General features: G+C 64.6%; 12 protein-coding genes. 6 read left to right on the forward strand and 6 right to left on the reverse strand.

Translation table 11 applies throughout. The features are described 5' to 3' along the window. Positions 1-4: 4 nt before the first annotated feature. The gene (locus IG194_RS17570) at positions 5-787 is read right to left on the reverse strand and encodes an SDR family NAD(P)-dependent oxidoreductase (RefSeq protein ID WP_058488366.1); all 783 of its coding nucleotides are present in this window, start codon (positions 785-787) and stop codon (positions 5-7) included. Continuing rightward, positions 788-2,533 carry an N-acyl-D-amino-acid deacylase family protein gene (locus tag IG194_RS17575; protein WP_058488367.1) on the reverse strand — a complete coding sequence of 582 codons (1,746 nt, stop codon included), beginning with the start codon at positions 2,531-2,533 and terminating at the stop codon, positions 788-790. 116 nt (positions 2,534-2,649) lie between these two features. Between IG194_RS17575 and IG194_RS17580 the strand changes: the two genes are divergently transcribed. Beyond that, positions 2,650-3,684 (forward strand): AraC family transcriptional regulator, encoded by a 1,035-nt coding sequence (locus IG194_RS17580; protein WP_058488368.1) that lies wholly within the window; start codon positions 2,650-2,652, stop codon positions 3,682-3,684. Here the strand turns inward: IG194_RS17580 and IG194_RS17585 are convergent. Continuing rightward, positions 3,681-4,265: a TetR/AcrR family transcriptional regulator gene (locus IG194_RS17585; RefSeq protein ID WP_058488369.1), complete on the reverse strand. Its 585-nt coding sequence runs from the start codon at positions 4,263-4,265 to the stop codon at positions 3,681-3,683. The two genes, IG194_RS17580 and IG194_RS17585, sit on opposite strands and share 4 nt — an antisense overlap. Before the next feature lie 86 nt (positions 4,266-4,351). Between IG194_RS17585 and IG194_RS17590 the strand changes: the two genes are divergently transcribed. Beyond that, positions 4,352-5,173, forward strand: coding sequence for an MBL fold metallo-hydrolase (locus IG194_RS17590; protein ID WP_058488370.1), 822 nt, complete (start codon positions 4,352-4,354; stop codon positions 5,171-5,173). An 18-nt stretch (positions 5,174-5,191) separates the two neighbouring features. On the opposite strand, the gene IG194_RS17595 is transcribed toward IG194_RS17590, so the two are convergent. Continuing rightward, positions 5,192-6,088 (reverse strand): LysR family transcriptional regulator, encoded by an 897-nt coding sequence (locus IG194_RS17595; RefSeq protein WP_058488371.1) that lies wholly within the window; start codon positions 6,086-6,088, stop codon positions 5,192-5,194. 145 nt (positions 6,089-6,233) lie between these two features. Between IG194_RS17595 and IG194_RS17600 the strand changes: the two genes are divergently transcribed. The 4 genes from IG194_RS17600 to IG194_RS17615 all read left to right on the forward strand — a co-directional run bounded on the left by IG194_RS17600 (position 6,234) and on the right by IG194_RS17615 (position 11,177). Then, the gene (locus IG194_RS17600; RefSeq protein ID WP_058488372.1) at positions 6,234-6,878 is read left to right on the forward strand and encodes a carboxymuconolactone decarboxylase family protein; all 645 of its coding nucleotides are present in this window, start codon (positions 6,234-6,236) and stop codon (positions 6,876-6,878) included. A 54-nt stretch (positions 6,879-6,932) separates the two neighbouring features. Next, positions 6,933-7,667, forward strand: a complete 735-nt coding sequence (locus IG194_RS17605; protein WP_058488373.1) for a GlcG/HbpS family heme-binding protein — start codon at positions 6,933-6,935, stop codon at positions 7,665-7,667. Between the two features lie 133 nt (positions 7,668-7,800). Next, positions 7,801-9,747, forward strand: a complete 1,947-nt coding sequence (locus IG194_RS17610) for a DUF1302 domain-containing protein (RefSeq protein ID WP_058488374.1) — start codon at positions 7,801-7,803, stop codon at positions 9,745-9,747. 59 nt (positions 9,748-9,806) lie between these two features. Continuing rightward, positions 9,807-11,177: a DUF1329 domain-containing protein gene (locus IG194_RS17615; RefSeq protein WP_058488375.1), complete on the forward strand. Its 1,371-nt coding sequence runs from the start codon at positions 9,807-9,809 to the stop codon at positions 11,175-11,177. 96 nt (positions 11,178-11,273) lie between these two features. On the opposite strand, the gene IG194_RS17620 is transcribed toward IG194_RS17615, so the two are convergent. Together IG194_RS17620 and IG194_RS17625 are read right to left on the reverse strand one after the other, a co-directional pair. After that, complete coding sequence (locus IG194_RS17620) at positions 11,274-12,128, reverse strand: hypothetical protein (protein WP_058488376.1); 855 nt, start codon at positions 12,126-12,128, stop codon at positions 11,274-11,276. Continuing rightward, positions 12,128-14,689 carry an autotransporter outer membrane beta-barrel domain-containing protein gene (locus IG194_RS17625; RefSeq protein ID WP_058488377.1) on the reverse strand — a complete coding sequence of 854 codons (2,562 nt, stop codon included), beginning with the start codon at positions 14,687-14,689 and terminating at the stop codon, positions 12,128-12,130. Before IG194_RS17625 ends, IG194_RS17620 begins: the two co-directional genes overlap by 1 nt. Between the last annotated feature and the right edge of the window lie 19 nt (positions 14,690-14,708).

The raw sequence follows: 14,708 nt of genomic DNA on the forward strand, positions 1-14,708 counted from the left end.
GGGTTCACCGTTGCGTTTTGGGAGCCATGGTTCGTTCTGCAATAGCCATAACCCAGGTCCTCGGGGACATGGGCGCCAGGTGCGCCATCAGGCAGTTCAGCGCGCCGTGCACGGCGACGCCGCGACGGCCCTTGAGGATCAGCCGGCGGATGTCCTCGGCCACCTCGACCGGGGCGACGGTGCGGCCCTGCTTGAAGTTGTTCGACTGCTCGGCTCCGGCGGCCGAGGCGAAGCCGCTGGCGGTGGCGCCGGGGCAGTAGGCCAGCACGCGCACGCCGGTGTGGCGCAGCTCGTAGGCGAGGGCTTCGGTGAGGCTGAGCACGTAGGCCTTGCTGGCGCCATAGACGGCCATCCACGGCAGCGGCTGGAAGGCGCCGGTGGAAGCGACATTGACGACCTGCCCAGCGCCGCGCTGCAGCATGTTCGGCAGCAAGGCATGGGTCAGTTGGGTGAGCGCCACCATGTTGACCTGCAGGGTCTGTCGGTAGTCGGCCCAGTCGGCGTCCTGGAAGCGGTCGAACTCGCCGCAGCCGGCGTTGTTCACCAGGATGTCGACCGGCGCACCGCCGAGCTTCTGCAGTACCTGGTCGACGCCGTCGGGGCGGCCAAGGTCGCTGGCAATGATCTCGACGCGAACCCGCTGGCTACGCTGCAACTCCTCGGCGAGGTTCTGCAGGCGGTCGGCATTGCGCGCCACCAGGATCAGATCGTGGCGGTCGGCGGCGAGCAGGCGCGCCAGTTCCAGGCCGATGCCGCTGGAGGCGCCGGTAATCAGGGCTGTGGTCATTCAGTGGACTCCGAGGGAGGGAAGGAAGCGGCCGAAGCGACGGGTCTTGCCCAGGTCCTGGGCGAAGCCTTCGCGGCGCGAATAGGCGATGTTGCCGTTGATCAGGGTGTAGTCGACCGCCGTATCGTTGCGGTTCACCAGGCGTATCAGGCCGAGGTTCTCCATGACGTCCTCGTGCACCTGGTCGAGTTCGTCGGTCAGCCCTACCGGGTTGACCACCACCAGGTCGGCGCGGTCGCCGACTCGCAGGTGTCCGGCGTCGAGGCCGAACCAGTCGGCCAGTTCTCCGCTGGTGCGATGCACGGCTTGTCCCAGCTTCATGATCGGCGTGCCTTCGAGGTAGGCGTCGCGGACGTACTTGAGCAGGCGCAACGGGAAGTTATAGCCGGCCAGGTTGCGGATATGCGCGCCGGAGTCGGCGAAGCCCACCTGGGTGTGCGGGCTGCGCAGCAGCTTGTGCATGACGTGCGGGCGATGGTTGGCCAACTGGGTGGTCCAGCGCAGTGCCTCGCCATGCTCCAGGCAGAGGTCGAAGAAGGTATCCACCGGGTCCTTGCCGAGGGTTCGGCCGATCTCGGCGAAGTTGCGACCGACCAACGCGCCTTCTGGACAGTGGGTCACGGTGCCATCGGAGAAGTCGCGGTGCCACAGGCCGACGCTGAGCACAGCCTTGAGGTCGCGCTTGAACTGCGCGCGAAACTGCGGATCGCGAATCTTGCCGTACTGCTCGTCGGCGGTACGCAGGTCGCGCAGCAACTCGCCGCTGGTGAACTCCTCGAAGACGTTGAAATCGAGGCCGCGCACATGGATGCGGAAGGGCGCGGGGAGCATCTGCCAGCGGAAATCGGCGCGCAGCAGGCGATTGGCAATCCAGCCGGCTGCCCGGGTCACGGCATGCATCCAGGGCTGCGACTTGAGGTCCATGGCGGTGAGCATGGTCATGCGCAGGCGCCGTCCGGACCAGCCCATTGCGTGCCAGAGGAAGGCGAAGATGTTGATCTTGGTGACTGCGTCCGGGGCACCCTGGAGCACGCCGCCGCGTCGGCGAAGAATCTCGAACAGGCGGCCGAACTCCGACCAGTTGGCGAAGGTGGAGGGCAGCGGGCGCGACCAGGCACGGTCGCCGTCGATCTTGTCCAGCCGCGTGGTCATTACCGAAAGGCCGAGCAGACCAGCGTCCAGCGCTTCTTCGAGAAGCTGCTCCATGCGCCGCATCTCCGACTCGCTCGGCGGCTGCGGACTGGTGGCGCGCTCCATGCCCATCACTGCTACGCGCAGGTCGGAGTGGCCGAGGAAGGCGCAGACGTTGGGGCCCAGCGGGTGCTCATCGAGGAAGGCGCGGTAGGTCTGCGGTCGGTCCCAGCTCTTGCTGCGCTCGAGCATCGGCAGCACCGCTTCGCGCGGCACCGCCTCCACACGTGTGAAGAGGTCGGAGCAGTCCAGCGGCGAGGCCACGATGGTGGACAACGAGCAGGAGCCGACCGCCACGGTGGTCACGCCGTGGCGTACCGATTCCTTGAGCGCAGGTGCGGCTATCACTTCGGCGTCGTAATGCGAGTGGATTTCCAGGAAGCCGGGCATGACCCAGCGGTCCCGGGCGTCGATCACCCGCGCGCAGCTCCATTCCTTCAGGGGTTGCTCGCTGACGACAGCCACGCGGCCGTCACGGATGCCGAGATGGCGGATGCTGCCGGAGGCGCCGCTGCCGTCGAAGTACAGACCGTTCTTGATGATGATGTCGAACATGCACGAATGCTCTCCCAGGGTGTGGGAGACCAGCTTGCCAAGCACCTGGATGCTCCGTCTTTGCCGCCCATGCCGTCGATTGGCTGTCGATGCCACGCCATGCCGAGATTACTTTCATGAACGCTTCCCGCTCCCCGGAAACCACGCAATACATCACCATCGGATACCTGCGCTGCCTGGCCGACTACTTGCGCCAGCAACGCATTTCCCTGCCGCGCGTACTCGCCATGGTCGACCTGCGGGAGGCCGATCTCGACGACCTCGACCGGCGCATTCCCGATGTCGCCGAGGAGCATCTGCTGCAAGTGGCCGAAGAGGTCACCGGTGATCGCAACGTCGGCCTGCACGCCGGACAGAGCATGCGTCCGACCCACCTGGGAATCCTTGGCCATCTGATGATGACGAGCCGGCAGAGCCGTGACTGGTTCGAGCTGCACATGCGCTACGAGCAATTGGTGGGCAACGGCAGCCGCGCCGAATACGAGCTGGTCGACGGCCTGGTGCGCTTGACCTTGCATCGCCGCGGTGCGGTGCCGGCCTATTCGCGCCAGGTCATCGAGTACAGCCTGTCCGGCTGGATGGCGGTGACCCGCTTGCTGGCCGGGCCGGAGTTCTCCCCGGCGCGCATCGACTTCCCGCACCCGGAGCCGGCGGAGCTTGCCGAGCAACAGGCGCTGTTCCGCTGCCCACTGCACTTCGGCTGCGAGGAGCTGCGACTGTACTTCGCCCCGCAGACCCTGGCGCTGCCGCTGCAACATGGCGACACCAGCCTGCGCGAGGCGCTGGAGAAGGAGGCTTCGCGGCGCCTGCAGGCGCTACGCGTGGAGCAGATCGACAGAGACCCGGAAGTGGCGCTGGTTCGCCAGTTCGTGGCCAATAATCTGGCCCTTGGCGTGCCGGGCATCGAGGCAGTGGCGCGAGCCATGCAGACCTCGGTGCGCAGCCTGCAGCGGCGCCTGGATGCCCAGGGCACGCATTACTCGCAACTGGTCGAGCAGGTGCGACGCAGCCTGGTCGAGCAGTACGCGCAGGATCGCTCGCTGTCGCTGGCCGACATTGCCCTGATGCTCGGCTTCTCCGACCAGAGCACCTTCCAGCGCGCATTTCGCCGCTGGTTCGGCATCACCCCCGGCGAATACCGCCGCGGCTAGTCGCCGAGCAGGGCGGCGCGCAGGCCGCGGACCAGGGCTGCGGGGTCGGTGTCGGCGAGCACGCCGCGCTGGGCGATGAAGCCCAGGAGCAGGGAGAGCAGCAACTGTGCGGCGTCCTCCGGCGAGGCGGCGAACTCCGCGCGGCGCGCCAGTGTGCTCGCCAGGCTCTTCCGGAAGCGTGTGTAGTGGCCGCGCATCAGCTCAGCCAGGCCGGCGTTGTGCTGCGCCTCGCTCCAGCCGTGCAGGGCAATGCGCAACAGGTCGAAGCGCTCATGCCCGGCGAAGCGCAGCAGGGCGGCAAGCATGCTCTCCAACAGTTGGTCCAGCGGCTGTGTCGTCCTGTCCTGCAGCAGCGGCGCGAGCTCTTGCTCCAGCCCGCCGAGCGAGCGATCCACCGCTGCCAGCACGAGCTCGTCCTTGCTGGCGAAGTAGAGGTACACCGAGCCGGCGGAGACACCGGCCTCGCGGACGATGTCCTCCATGGTGGTGGCGCTCAGGCCTCGGTGCTGGAAGCAGCACCAGGCGGCTTCGAGTATCTGTTCGCGGCGTTTGGCGCGCTGGGCGTCGGAAATCTTCGGCATGGGGTTTCTCGTCCTGCTTGACAGTCTGGCGGGAGGCGCTCAGATTAAAAAATGAATACTCATTCATTTTAACGGTATTTCAACTCATGCGCATCCATCATCTGAACTGCGGGACCATCCAGGGGCTTTCCGTCTGCGGTAAGCATCTCGTCTGTCATTGCCTGTTGATCGAGACGCCCAGCGACGGGCTGGTACTCGTCGACACCGGCCTCGGTACGCCGGATTTCGTCGACCCTGCCAAACGCCTGGGCAAGATGTTCACCTACGGCTATGCGCGGCCCAAGCGCGATCCGGGACTGGCGGCGTTGGCCCAGGTGCGGCGCCTGGGCTTCGACCCGCGCGATGTACGCAACATCGTCATGACCCATCTGGACCTCGACCATGTCGGTGGCCTGGTGGACTTTCCCCACGCGAAGGTGCACACCCATGCCATCGAGTACGGCCTGGCGATGACCCGGCCGGACCTGCTCAGCCGCAAGCGCTATGCGCCGCGCATGTTCGAGCATGGCCCGCTGTTCCGTACCTATGCCGAGAGTGGCGAGTCCTGGTTCGGCTTCGATGCTGTGCGTCAGCTCGAAGGACTGCCGCCGGAAATCCTGCTGGTGCCGACATTCGGCCATACTCGCGGGCACACGGCTGTGGCCATCCAGCGCGAGGACGGCTGGATGCTCCACGCGGGCGATGCCTACTTCGATTATCGCGAGGTGAAAGGGCCCGCCCGGGTGTGTACGCCGCTGCTGCGCACCTTCCAGTTCTTCAACGAGACCGACCGTCGCCAGCGTCTGCACAACCAGGACCGGCTGCGCCAGTTGATCGCCGGTACGCCTGACGTACAGGTGTTCTCCGCGCACAACCCCTTCGAACTGGAAGAGGCGGTCGAGAGCGCGCAGGCGCGCGCCGTGGACTGATCCCTTCCCGGCGCGAGGTCAGGCGGCGCCCACCAGGCGCCGCACACGCTCGCGCAACCATTGGTGGTCGGGTGCCTGCTGTGTGCGCTCGTGCCAAACCTGCTGCACCTGGAAGGGCGGGAAATCGAACGGTGCCGGCAGCACACGCAGCCCGAAGGTGCTCCGGCAGGTCTGCGCGAGGCGGTTCGGCACTGTTGCTATCAGATCGGTTTGCGCGGCAATCAACGCCGCCTCCATGAAATGCGAAACGTGCGCGCAGATGTCCAGCGTGGCGTTGTGCCGCGCCAGCATGTTGCGTGCATAGACCAGGTACATATGGTCGTCCGCCACGGCCACCACGTGCTTCTCGTTGACGAGGTCCGTCAGGCTCAACTCGTTGCCGATGCGTGGATGTCCCGGGCGCACCGCGCACACCGGATGCCCTTCGAAGAGTTGCTCCCCGCGACAACCCTGAGGAACCTCGCCGAAGCTGCCGATCACCAGGTCGAGCTCGCCGTAGGCCAGTTGTTGTTCGGGAAAGCTTGAGTAGCCGTTGATCTTCACTTCCACCCCGGGCGCCTCCTTGGCCAGGCTGGCGAGCAGTTGCGGCAGCAGTACCGAGGCGTCGTTCATGGCGATGTGGAAGGTGCGCTGCGAGGTTGCCGGGTCGAATACCCGGGCGCTGACCAGTCCTTCGATCTCGCCAAGGATGGTGCGCAACGGTACCGCCAGCTCCTGCGCCCGTGGTGTGAGGGTGTAACCGGAGGGGCCGCGTACCAGCAATGGATCGTCCAGCCATTCACGCAGGCGTGCGACCACATTGCTCATCGCCGGTTGGCTCAGGTGCAGACGCTCCGCGGCGCGGGTGATGTTCTTGTCGGTGATCAGGGCGTCCAGGGCGACCAGCAGATTCAGGTTTCGGCGATGAAAATTCATTTTTTGGATGCCTGTTAACCAAACAATTGATTGGTCCGATGATACAGCGCGCACCTAGCATCGCCACAGGTTCTTCGCCGTCCTGTTGCCATGTTGCGACGGCCGGACGAGGGCCTGCATTCATCGCATCATCACGGAGCAGACAATGACAAAAATCAGCGCCGTACCGGCGGGTGTCGCAGTCGACAGTCCCTACCCGGCAGGCAACTGGCAGCTTCTGCCGCAGGCTCGCGTCACCCCCTTGCCCGAGGGCAAGCGCGGCTTCCTGCACAAGGTCATCCTCTGGATGAGCCGGCGCCAGGGCAAATCCAAGGAAGACATGACGGTCATCTCCACCCTGTTGCGCCTGGGGCCGCTGGCGCCGCGCTACCTGCTGTTCGTTTCCAACCTGCTGTTCAAGGGTGGCATCTCCCGTCAGGACAAGGAACGCGTGATCCTGCGTGTGGCTTGGCGCACCGGCAGCGTCTACGAATGGGCACACCACGTTGCCTTGGGACTCGACGCCGGGCTGAGCCGCGAAGAAATCGACTCCTTTGGCCAGGACGATTCGCCGCTGTGGACGCCGCGCACCCGCGCCTTCGTCCAGGCAATCGACGAACTGCATGTGCGGCAATCGCTGGGCGAGGAGAAGTGGCGCGAGCTGGCGCTGTTCCTCTCCGAGGACCTGTGCGTGGAGTTCCTCGTACTGGTCGGCCACTACGTGATGGCGGCGACCATGCTCAATACCCTGGGCGTGCGCCTGGAACCGGAATTCAGCATCGGCAAGCTGCCGCCGCCCGTATCGCGTTGAGCCCCGGCGCACCTCCCTGGCGGAGGTGCCCCTCCCACCTTCGGAGATACCCGCATGCTTTCCCTACCGTTGCGAATGCTCGCGGCGTTGGGCCTGCTCGTGCCCGCGCTGGCCTGGTCGGCCGACGACTGCGCTGCCTTGCCCGCTCATCAGCTATTGCGCGAGGCGCTGCAAGCGGCGCATGGACCGCACAACGGCGGTTTCGGCCTCGATTTGTGGGCGACCCTGGTCGATCGCAGCGGGCGCATCTGCGCCCTTGCCTATAGCGGTGCCGGGCGCGATGCGCAGTGGCCGGCCGCGCGACTGGTCTCAGCGGAGAAGGCCTACACCGCCAACGCCCTAAGCCTCGACGGCCTGGCCATGGCCACCGCGAATCTGTATGCGGCCATGCAGCCGGGTGGCAGCTTGTTCGGCCTGCAGGGCACCCATCCGCCGCGCACCGAGCTGGCTTATGCCGGTCCAGCCGAGCGCTGGGGGGAGGTCGACGACCCGCTGGTCGGTCAGCGCCTGGGTGGCCTGGTCGCCTTCGGTGGAGGTCTGGCGCTGTACGACCACACCGGGCGCCTGCTAGGAGCCCTTGGCGTCTCCGGTGACAGCGCCTGCGCCGATCACGCGGCGGCTTGGCGCGTACGCCATGCCCTGCAGTTGGACTACGTGCCCGCCGGGGTCGGCCCGGGCGGCTTCGACCAGATCGCCTTCCGCGGTCCCTGGGCCCAGCCGCATTGCTTGAACCCAACCAAGGAGGACGCCGTGGTTCGGAGTCTGCCAGCCGTCTCCAGGCGTTCCTGAACCTTATCCCAGCAGAAAGCGACACGGCCGTGGAGGAGCCGCGTCGCTTGCTTGACCGACGCAAGCCACGACGACCGGGGTCCAGCGAGGCCTCGGCTCCAACAATAACAATGATCGATCGCGGAGCAGTCCCATGACCGTCCCCTCGTGCAAGCCCTCGTTGTCGCTCGCTATCCGCCAGGCTCTCGGCCTGGTCGGCCTCGCCGTCGCCCTGCCGGCCGGCGCGGTGGAATTCAGCTTCCTCGACAACGAGCTCAGCGGAAACCTCGACACCACTCTGTCCTACGGTCGCATCTGGCGTGTCCAGTCCCAGGACAAGCGCTACGACGCAGCCGACATCAACCTCAACGACGGCAATCGAAACTTCGATACCGGACTGGTCTCGGAGGTCTACAAGATCACCAGCGACTTTGAAGCGCGCTACCAGAACTACGGCGCATTCGCTCGCGGTTCGGCGTTCTACGACACGCAGATCATGGACAAGCGCAACGACTACTACCACAACGACGCCTTGCCCCAGCCGAGCCAGAACTATCCGCAGGATGACCACTTCACCTCGGCTACCCGCGACAATGCCGGACGCGGCGCCGAACTGCTCGATGCCTATCTCTTCGGCAACTGGGACTTCTATGGCCACAGCCTGAATGCGCGCGTCGGCCGGCAGGTGTTCAACTGGGGCGAAAGCCTGTTCTATCGCGGCGGCGTCAACACCACCAATCCGGTGGACGCCACCAAGCTGCATTTGCCTGGCTCGGAGATCAAGGAAGTGCTGATCCCCCTGGAGGCTCTGCAGTTCAGTGTCGACCTGACCCAGAACCTGTCGCTGGAAAGCTTCTATCAGTGGAATTGGCGCGAGACCCAGGTGGACCCGGTGGGCACCTTCTTCTCCGAGACCGACCTGTTCGCTGACGGTGGCAACTCCGCCTATCTGCAGAACCCCGGCTTCGCTGCGGTGCTTTCGCCGCTGGCGGTGCTCGGTGGGCGCTCGGCCTATCAGGCGGCGCTGGCCAACCCTGCTTTCGGTCTGGCCGGCAGCAGCTACGCGCAGGGCGACACCATCAAGGTGGCCAACATCGGCAAGGATCTCAACGCCCGCGACAGCGGCCAGTTCGGTGCGGCGCTGCACTATATTGCCGAGCAGCTCAACTCCACCGAGTTCGGCTTGTACTTCGTCAATTATCACAGCAAGGAGCCGCTGACCGCTGTCAGCTTCGCGCCGGGCTACCAGGGAGCTGACATGGCAGCCCTGCGCGGTAGTCCTCTGGCGGCGGGGGCCAACCTGATCGGCAGCATCGACATGGCCGGCAACGCGGTGGCCAGTCGTGAGTACGTCGAGAACATTCAGATGTATGGCCTGAGCTTCAACAGCACCGTCGGCCAGGCCTCGGTGTTTGGTGAGCTGGCCTACCGGCCGAACCTGCCAATTAGCATTGCCGCGACCAACGACATCGTCGGCGACTTGCTCGGCCAGTCGCTCAGCGGAGAGGCCACGGTCTACGACCGCAATACTCCGGCCGACCAGGCCTGTGCTCTGGTGGCGGGCAAGCAGCTGTGCCGCGGCTCGACCTTCCACAACTACGAGCGGGTCGAGGCCTTCAACAGCAGCCTGGGCACCCTCTACAACTTCGGCCAGGGCTTGAGCTTCGACTCACTTCTGGGCACCGCAGAGATCGCCGCTGAGCAGATCCGCGGGAGCAGCCTGAAGTACACCGCCTACAACGGCCAGGTGCGCTACTACGCCGGGAGGCCGAACAACGCCTATGGCGCCGGTTTCGGTGACGGCGACCAGGCGGACCGCAATGCCTATGGTTTCACCCTGCAAATGATCGGCACTTGGAACGATGCTTTCGCCGGCGTCAACGTCTCGCCCTATGCAGTGTTCAAGGACGACTTCAAGGGCAACTCCTACCAGAACGGCAACTTCATCGAGGGGCGCAAGGCCTACACCCTGGGTGTGAAGACCAGCTACCGCAGCAAGTTCGACACCGAGCTGCAGTTCACCAAGTACTACGGCGCCAGCCGCGACAACACCCTGCGCGACAGGGACAACGTCGGCTTCAACGTCAAGTACTCCTTCTGAAACCACCACCTGACCGACCGGTCCGGATGGGGGCGGTCGGTGTAGTCGCGGAGTCGCACATGCTCAACAAGTCGCTCGTCGCCGGGGCGTTGGCCCTGGCCTTCCAATTTTCCTGTTCGCCGATCTTCGCCGGCGTGTCGGCCGACCAGGCTGCACGGCTGGGCAAGGACCTGACGCCGCTGGGGGGCGAACGGGCCGCCAACTCCACCGGCAGCATTCCTGCCTGGGACGGCGGCATCACGCGGGCGCCGGCCGGCTACAAGCCCGGCGACCACCACCTGGATCCGTTCCCCGACGACAAGCCGTTGTTCACCATCGACAAGGCTAATCTGGCGCAGTACCGGGCGAACCTGACGGCAGGGCAGATCGCCTTGTTCGACACCTACCCGGACAGTTTCCGCATGCCGGTGTACGTCACCCGGCGTTCGGCATCGGCACCCCAGTGGGTCTACGACAACACACGCAAGAACGCCGTGACTGCCAAGCTGGCCGACGGCGGTAATGGCTTCACTGACGCCTTCGGCGGCATTCCGTTCCCGGTTCCGCAGAGTGGCGTAGAAGCGCTGTGGAACCACATCGTCCGTTATCGCGGCACGCACATCGTGCGCCAGTCCACTGAAGTGGCGATGCAGCGCGACGGTTCCTACACGCCAATCGACTATGAGCAGGAATCGCTGTTCCGTTACTACGACCCGCAGGGCTCCTACGAGAAGCTGGACAACATTCTCTTCTACTTCGTCGCCTTCGTTAAAACGCCACCACGGCTGGCCGGCTATTCCAGCCTGGTACACGAGACCATGGATCAGGTGAAAGAGCCACGCCAGGCCTGGGGCTATAACGCCGGACAGCGCCGCGTCAGGCGTTCGCCGAACCTCGCCTACGACACCCCGGTACCGGCGTCCGACGGCCTGCGCACCACCGACGACACCGACATGTTCAACGGTGCGCCGGACCGCTTCGAGTGGAAGCTGCTCGGCAAGCGCGAGGTTTACATTCCCTACAACAACTACCGGCTCGCCGCCGCCGGAGTAAAGTACGCCGACCTACTGCAACCGGGGCATCTCAATCCGGCGCTGACCCGCTACGAGCTACACCGGGTATGGGTGGTGGAGGGCACCCTCAAGCCCGATGCCAGGCACATCTACAGCAAGCGCACCTTCTATCTCGACGAGGACAGCTGGCAGATCGCTGTGGCCGACCAATACGACAGCCGAGGCAAAATCTGGCGCGTATCCATGGCCTACCTGAAGAACTTCTACGAGCTGCCCACCACGTGGTCGGCGGTCGAGGTCTATCACGACCTCTATTCGCATCGCTACAACGTGCAAGGCCTGGACAGTGAGCAGAAGTCCGCAATCGATTTCCAGCAGCCGAGCCCCGGGGACAGCTATTTCAATCCTTCGGAGCTGCGCCAGCGGGGCACGCGCTAGAGCGGCTGCACAGGTTCCGGAATTCAACACCAACGTTGACCATGGTTCGTTTGCTAAAGAACAAACCATGGTCACCGACGGCTTGCGGCTGTGGACTCAATTGCTCTTGCAATTTAGCGGTTGACCCCGCCATTTTCTCCAAGAGGTCTCCCAGCCTTGCTGATGATCTGTAGCCGGGGAGACTACAACCTGGCTGCAGGCAGATGGATGTAGCTGCACTAGGTAGGTATTGGCCAGCGATGCTGGAATTACTCCATCCGTATCTCCCACTAAGTGTCGCTGCGGTATTGATGCCAGCCGGTTGCGATAGTCCAACGGATCCAGCGAGCCGCCGAGGGGCGAGAGTCCTTTCATTTCAGCCCAAAGCCGCGGGCTGAGATTGCCGGCCAGGGTTTGGACCAAGGTGACGTCATCCCGCTGCGCCGCCAGCAGCAGCGCCAGTGCTGCGCCACCGGAATAGCCCACCAGTTCGAACTCCCGATTGCCATAGCGCTGCTTCAACTGGTCCAGCGCCCGACTGAGGCTGGTGACCACCTCCTGCGAAAAGCGCCGATTAGTCCAGAGAGTAGGCTCGCAGGCCGGTGCCATGACGAACTGGCAGGGCCGCGCCAGGTAGGCATTCGGCGACGGATCGTCTACCGCCAGCCGCGCCACCAACAGGTTATGTGGGCTCGGATCCACGCTGGGTTGCGTGGCGGTGGCCCAGGCATGACCATCGCCTTCCAGGTAGACGCGTAAACGAGTGGCTTTCGTGGTGTCCTGCGGCGCTAGCATGACCAAAGGAAACGGCTGCCCCGGCAGTATCTCCAGTTGCCGCCCATGCTCATCCGCCAATTGCTGCAGCACTTCGCGTGGCGACTGGCAGCCGGCGAGGAGGGCGCCGACCAGCAGCGCCATCAGGACTTGAAAGAAACCGGCCCACGCGCGTGGGCCGGAAAGATAGTGGCTCATCAGAAGTCGTAACGGACCTTGGCGGTGAAGGTGTCGGCGTTGAAGGCGGTTTTGCCGGTGTAGTCGTAGCTGACCCCGACCGTAACCGCACCCAGATGGTAGTCCGCACCGACACCGGCTTCGTAGCTGTTGCGCACCGCCTTGGCTCCCTGACTCACGAAGGGTGTGCCACCCAGCGTGAAGGTCGAGGTGCTCTGGGCTTCGTCCGCGGCGAAGTCATGGTAGGCCATCAGCTTGGCCTGCGGCTGCAGATTGCCGTTGCCGACTTGGAAGTCGCCCGCTACCCGCACACCAGCACCCAGTTCCGCCACCTCGTAGCGCTGGCTATCCACCTTGAGCGCCGCCGCCGACCCCTTCTCGTGGTAGCCGTCGATATCGACGCGCGCATAGCGTGCGGCCAGGCGCGGCTCGATCAGGAACTGCTGGTTCAGGTGGTAGGTGTAACCACCGACGACGTTGGCGCCCAGCACCTGGCTGTCGTAATCGCCCTTCGCCGTGGTGCCTGCGATGCGGCGCTTGCTCTCGTTGTCGTTGATCCCATAGCTCAGGTTGGCATCGACGAAGTAGTTGTCCTGTTCGAAACCGCTGTACAGGGTGAGAGCATTGCCATCCACATCGGTGGTGTTGCCGCTGTCGCTGTTTACGCTGGAGTGCAGGAAGCTGTAGGCCACGCCCAGGGTCAACTGGTCGGTGAGCTTGCCATCGGCGCCAATGGCGATGCCACGGCTGTAGGCGTTGAAGCCGGCTACACCATCACGCAGGTCCTGGTTGGCATCGCTGTACAGCGCCTGGGCCCAGATCCCGGTGTTCTGCAGCACGTCGCCCGAGGACGCACCGCGTAGGCTGCTGGTGCGATTGCCGGTGATGTTGCTCACCAGCGTTTGCCCACTGGTAGCCGCTTGGGTCGCACCGCCGTTCACCTCAGGGGCGAGCTGCTCAGCCAGTTTCTTCAGTGCTGCTGGATCCTGCGAGGCATTCACGTAAGCCTGGAACACCGGGTCGTTGGGGTTGCTCTGCGCCAGCCCGGTCACCACCTGGCTGAAGGCTGCACCCGCACGTTGGGCGTTGGCCGAACCACCAATCTGGCCGATCACCTCACCGACTTCGTCCTGGCCCTTGGTGCTGACCTTGGCCAGGATCTGGTTGTCGCCACTACTGACGGTGTCGACGTTCAGCAGGGCCGAACGGCTGGTCACGCTCACGCCGTCATCCTGTAGGGTGCCGGCCTGGACCAAAGTGTAAGTCGTGCCCTGGGCCTTGAAGTCGCTGCCCTGGGCCGCCAACTGGATCTGCGAGCCCTTGGCGAATTCCGCGGTACCGGAGACCGCGACCACGGCCTTGTTCGGATCCGTGGCCGAACTCAGGTTGAGCCCCAGCGAGGAGTTGCCCGCCACATCCAGGTTGCCCTGGATCGTGGTGTGTGGCTGAGCGAACTCCAAGTATGCCGGCGTGTTGCCCGCATCGCTGCCGACATCCAGCCAACCGCCGTCCTTCAAGCGGATATTCGCGCCATCGGTGCTGGCGTCGGTACCGCTGAAGGTCACGTCGCCGTTCACTTCGATGTTGGACAGGTCGATCAGGTTGCCGGTGATGCTGCCGGCGTTCCAGATCAGGTGCACGCCGCCACTGGCCTGGGAGGCATCGATGGCTTCGTCCTTGGAAATCAAATTGCCGCTGTTCTGAATGACCAGGGTATTGCTGGCGTTCGCGCCGTCGATATCGAAGGCACCGACCTCGATGGCGGCATCGTCAGCCTGGATCGTGCCGGTGTTGAGCACCTGGACCGGCGCATTGGCAAAGCTCACGCCATCGAGACGTAGCGCGGTTGCATCATCGCCGCTGGCCAGGATGCTGCCATGGTTCTCGATCCCGCCGAGGTCCACCCGATCCGGACCACCGTTGTCATCGTCATAGGTGGCGAGGATTGCCGTCGAGCCGGCGCCGCTGACCTGGATAAGACCATCGTTGATCAGCTTGCCAGCGATGGTGCCGCCCTTGAGCTGAATGCCCGTGGCCTCTTCGCCATCGGCAAGGATCTTGCCGCTGGTAGCGTTGACCAGGTCGCCCTGCAACACCGACTGACCGGCGAACTTCAGGCCACGGATACCATCGCCCTCGAGCACTCCGCCGGCCACCTGCAGGGTGCCTTCATTGACCAGGTTGCCGTAGATGATGGCCGGATCAATCAGCAGGCCGGTGACGCCCGCGCCATTCACCGTGATGCTGCCCTTGTTTTGCAGGTTGCCGAGCACCTCGGTCGGCGCGCCGATGGGCGAGGGAGTGTCATCGTCTCCGGCGTAGGACAGGTCGACACCGTTGAGGTCATCGCCCGTGGCTTGCACCTGGGCGTTGAGCACCAGGTCGTGGTTGAAGGTGTCGCTGTAGAAGCGAATGGGCTGGTCGCTGCCAGTGAAGGCGCCGGTGACTTCGGTGCTGTCGGCGTAGGTGTTGCCTTCGCTATCCAAACCGCTGTTGGTCAACGTCAGGGCGTGGGCGGCGAGGGGCAGGGCACTGGCGGAGATGGCCAGGGCGAGCAGGGTTTTGCGGTACGTCGGGGTCATGGGTTCAGGTCCTTGAGTG

Source organism: Pseudomonas sp. ADPe (assembly GCF_014843515.1).
GTDB classification, from domain to species: Bacteria; Pseudomonadota; Gammaproteobacteria; order Pseudomonadales; family Pseudomonadaceae; genus Pseudomonas; species Pseudomonas citronellolis.

Bases quoted from the DNA above. Each gene is read 5' to 3' on its own strand.
- IG194_RS17570 (WP_058488366.1), bottom strand. From the start codon at position 787: ATGACCACAGCCCTGATTACCGGCGCCTCCAGCGGCATCGGCCTGGAA.
- IG194_RS17575 (WP_058488367.1), bottom strand. From the start codon at position 2,533: ATGTTCGACATCATCATCAAGAACGGTCTGTACTTCGACGGCAGCGGC.
- IG194_RS17580 (WP_058488368.1), top strand. From the start codon at position 2,650: ATGAACGCTTCCCGCTCCCCGGAAACCACGCAATACATCACCATCGGA.
- IG194_RS17585 (WP_058488369.1), bottom strand. From the start codon at position 4,265: ATGCCGAAGATTTCCGACGCCCAGCGCGCCAAACGCCGCGAACAGATA.
- IG194_RS17590 (WP_058488370.1), top strand. From the start codon at position 4,352: ATGCGCATCCATCATCTGAACTGCGGGACCATCCAGGGGCTTTCCGTC.
- IG194_RS17595 (WP_058488371.1), bottom strand. From the start codon at position 6,088: ATGAATTTTCATCGCCGAAACCTGAATCTGCTGGTCGCCCTGGACGCC.
- IG194_RS17600 (WP_058488372.1), top strand. From the start codon at position 6,234: ATGACAAAAATCAGCGCCGTACCGGCGGGTGTCGCAGTCGACAGTCCC.
- IG194_RS17605 (WP_058488373.1), top strand. From the start codon at position 6,933: ATGCTTTCCCTACCGTTGCGAATGCTCGCGGCGTTGGGCCTGCTCGTG.
- IG194_RS17610 (WP_058488374.1), top strand. From the start codon at position 7,801: ATGACCGTCCCCTCGTGCAAGCCCTCGTTGTCGCTCGCTATCCGCCAG.
- IG194_RS17615 (WP_058488375.1), top strand. From the start codon at position 9,807: ATGCTCAACAAGTCGCTCGTCGCCGGGGCGTTGGCCCTGGCCTTCCAA.
- IG194_RS17620 (WP_058488376.1), bottom strand. From the start codon at position 12,128: ATGAGCCACTATCTTTCCGGCCCACGCGCGTGGGCCGGTTTCTTTCAA.
- IG194_RS17625 (WP_058488377.1), bottom strand. From the start codon at position 14,689: ATGACCCCGACGTACCGCAAAACCCTGCTCGCCCTGGCCATCTCCGCC.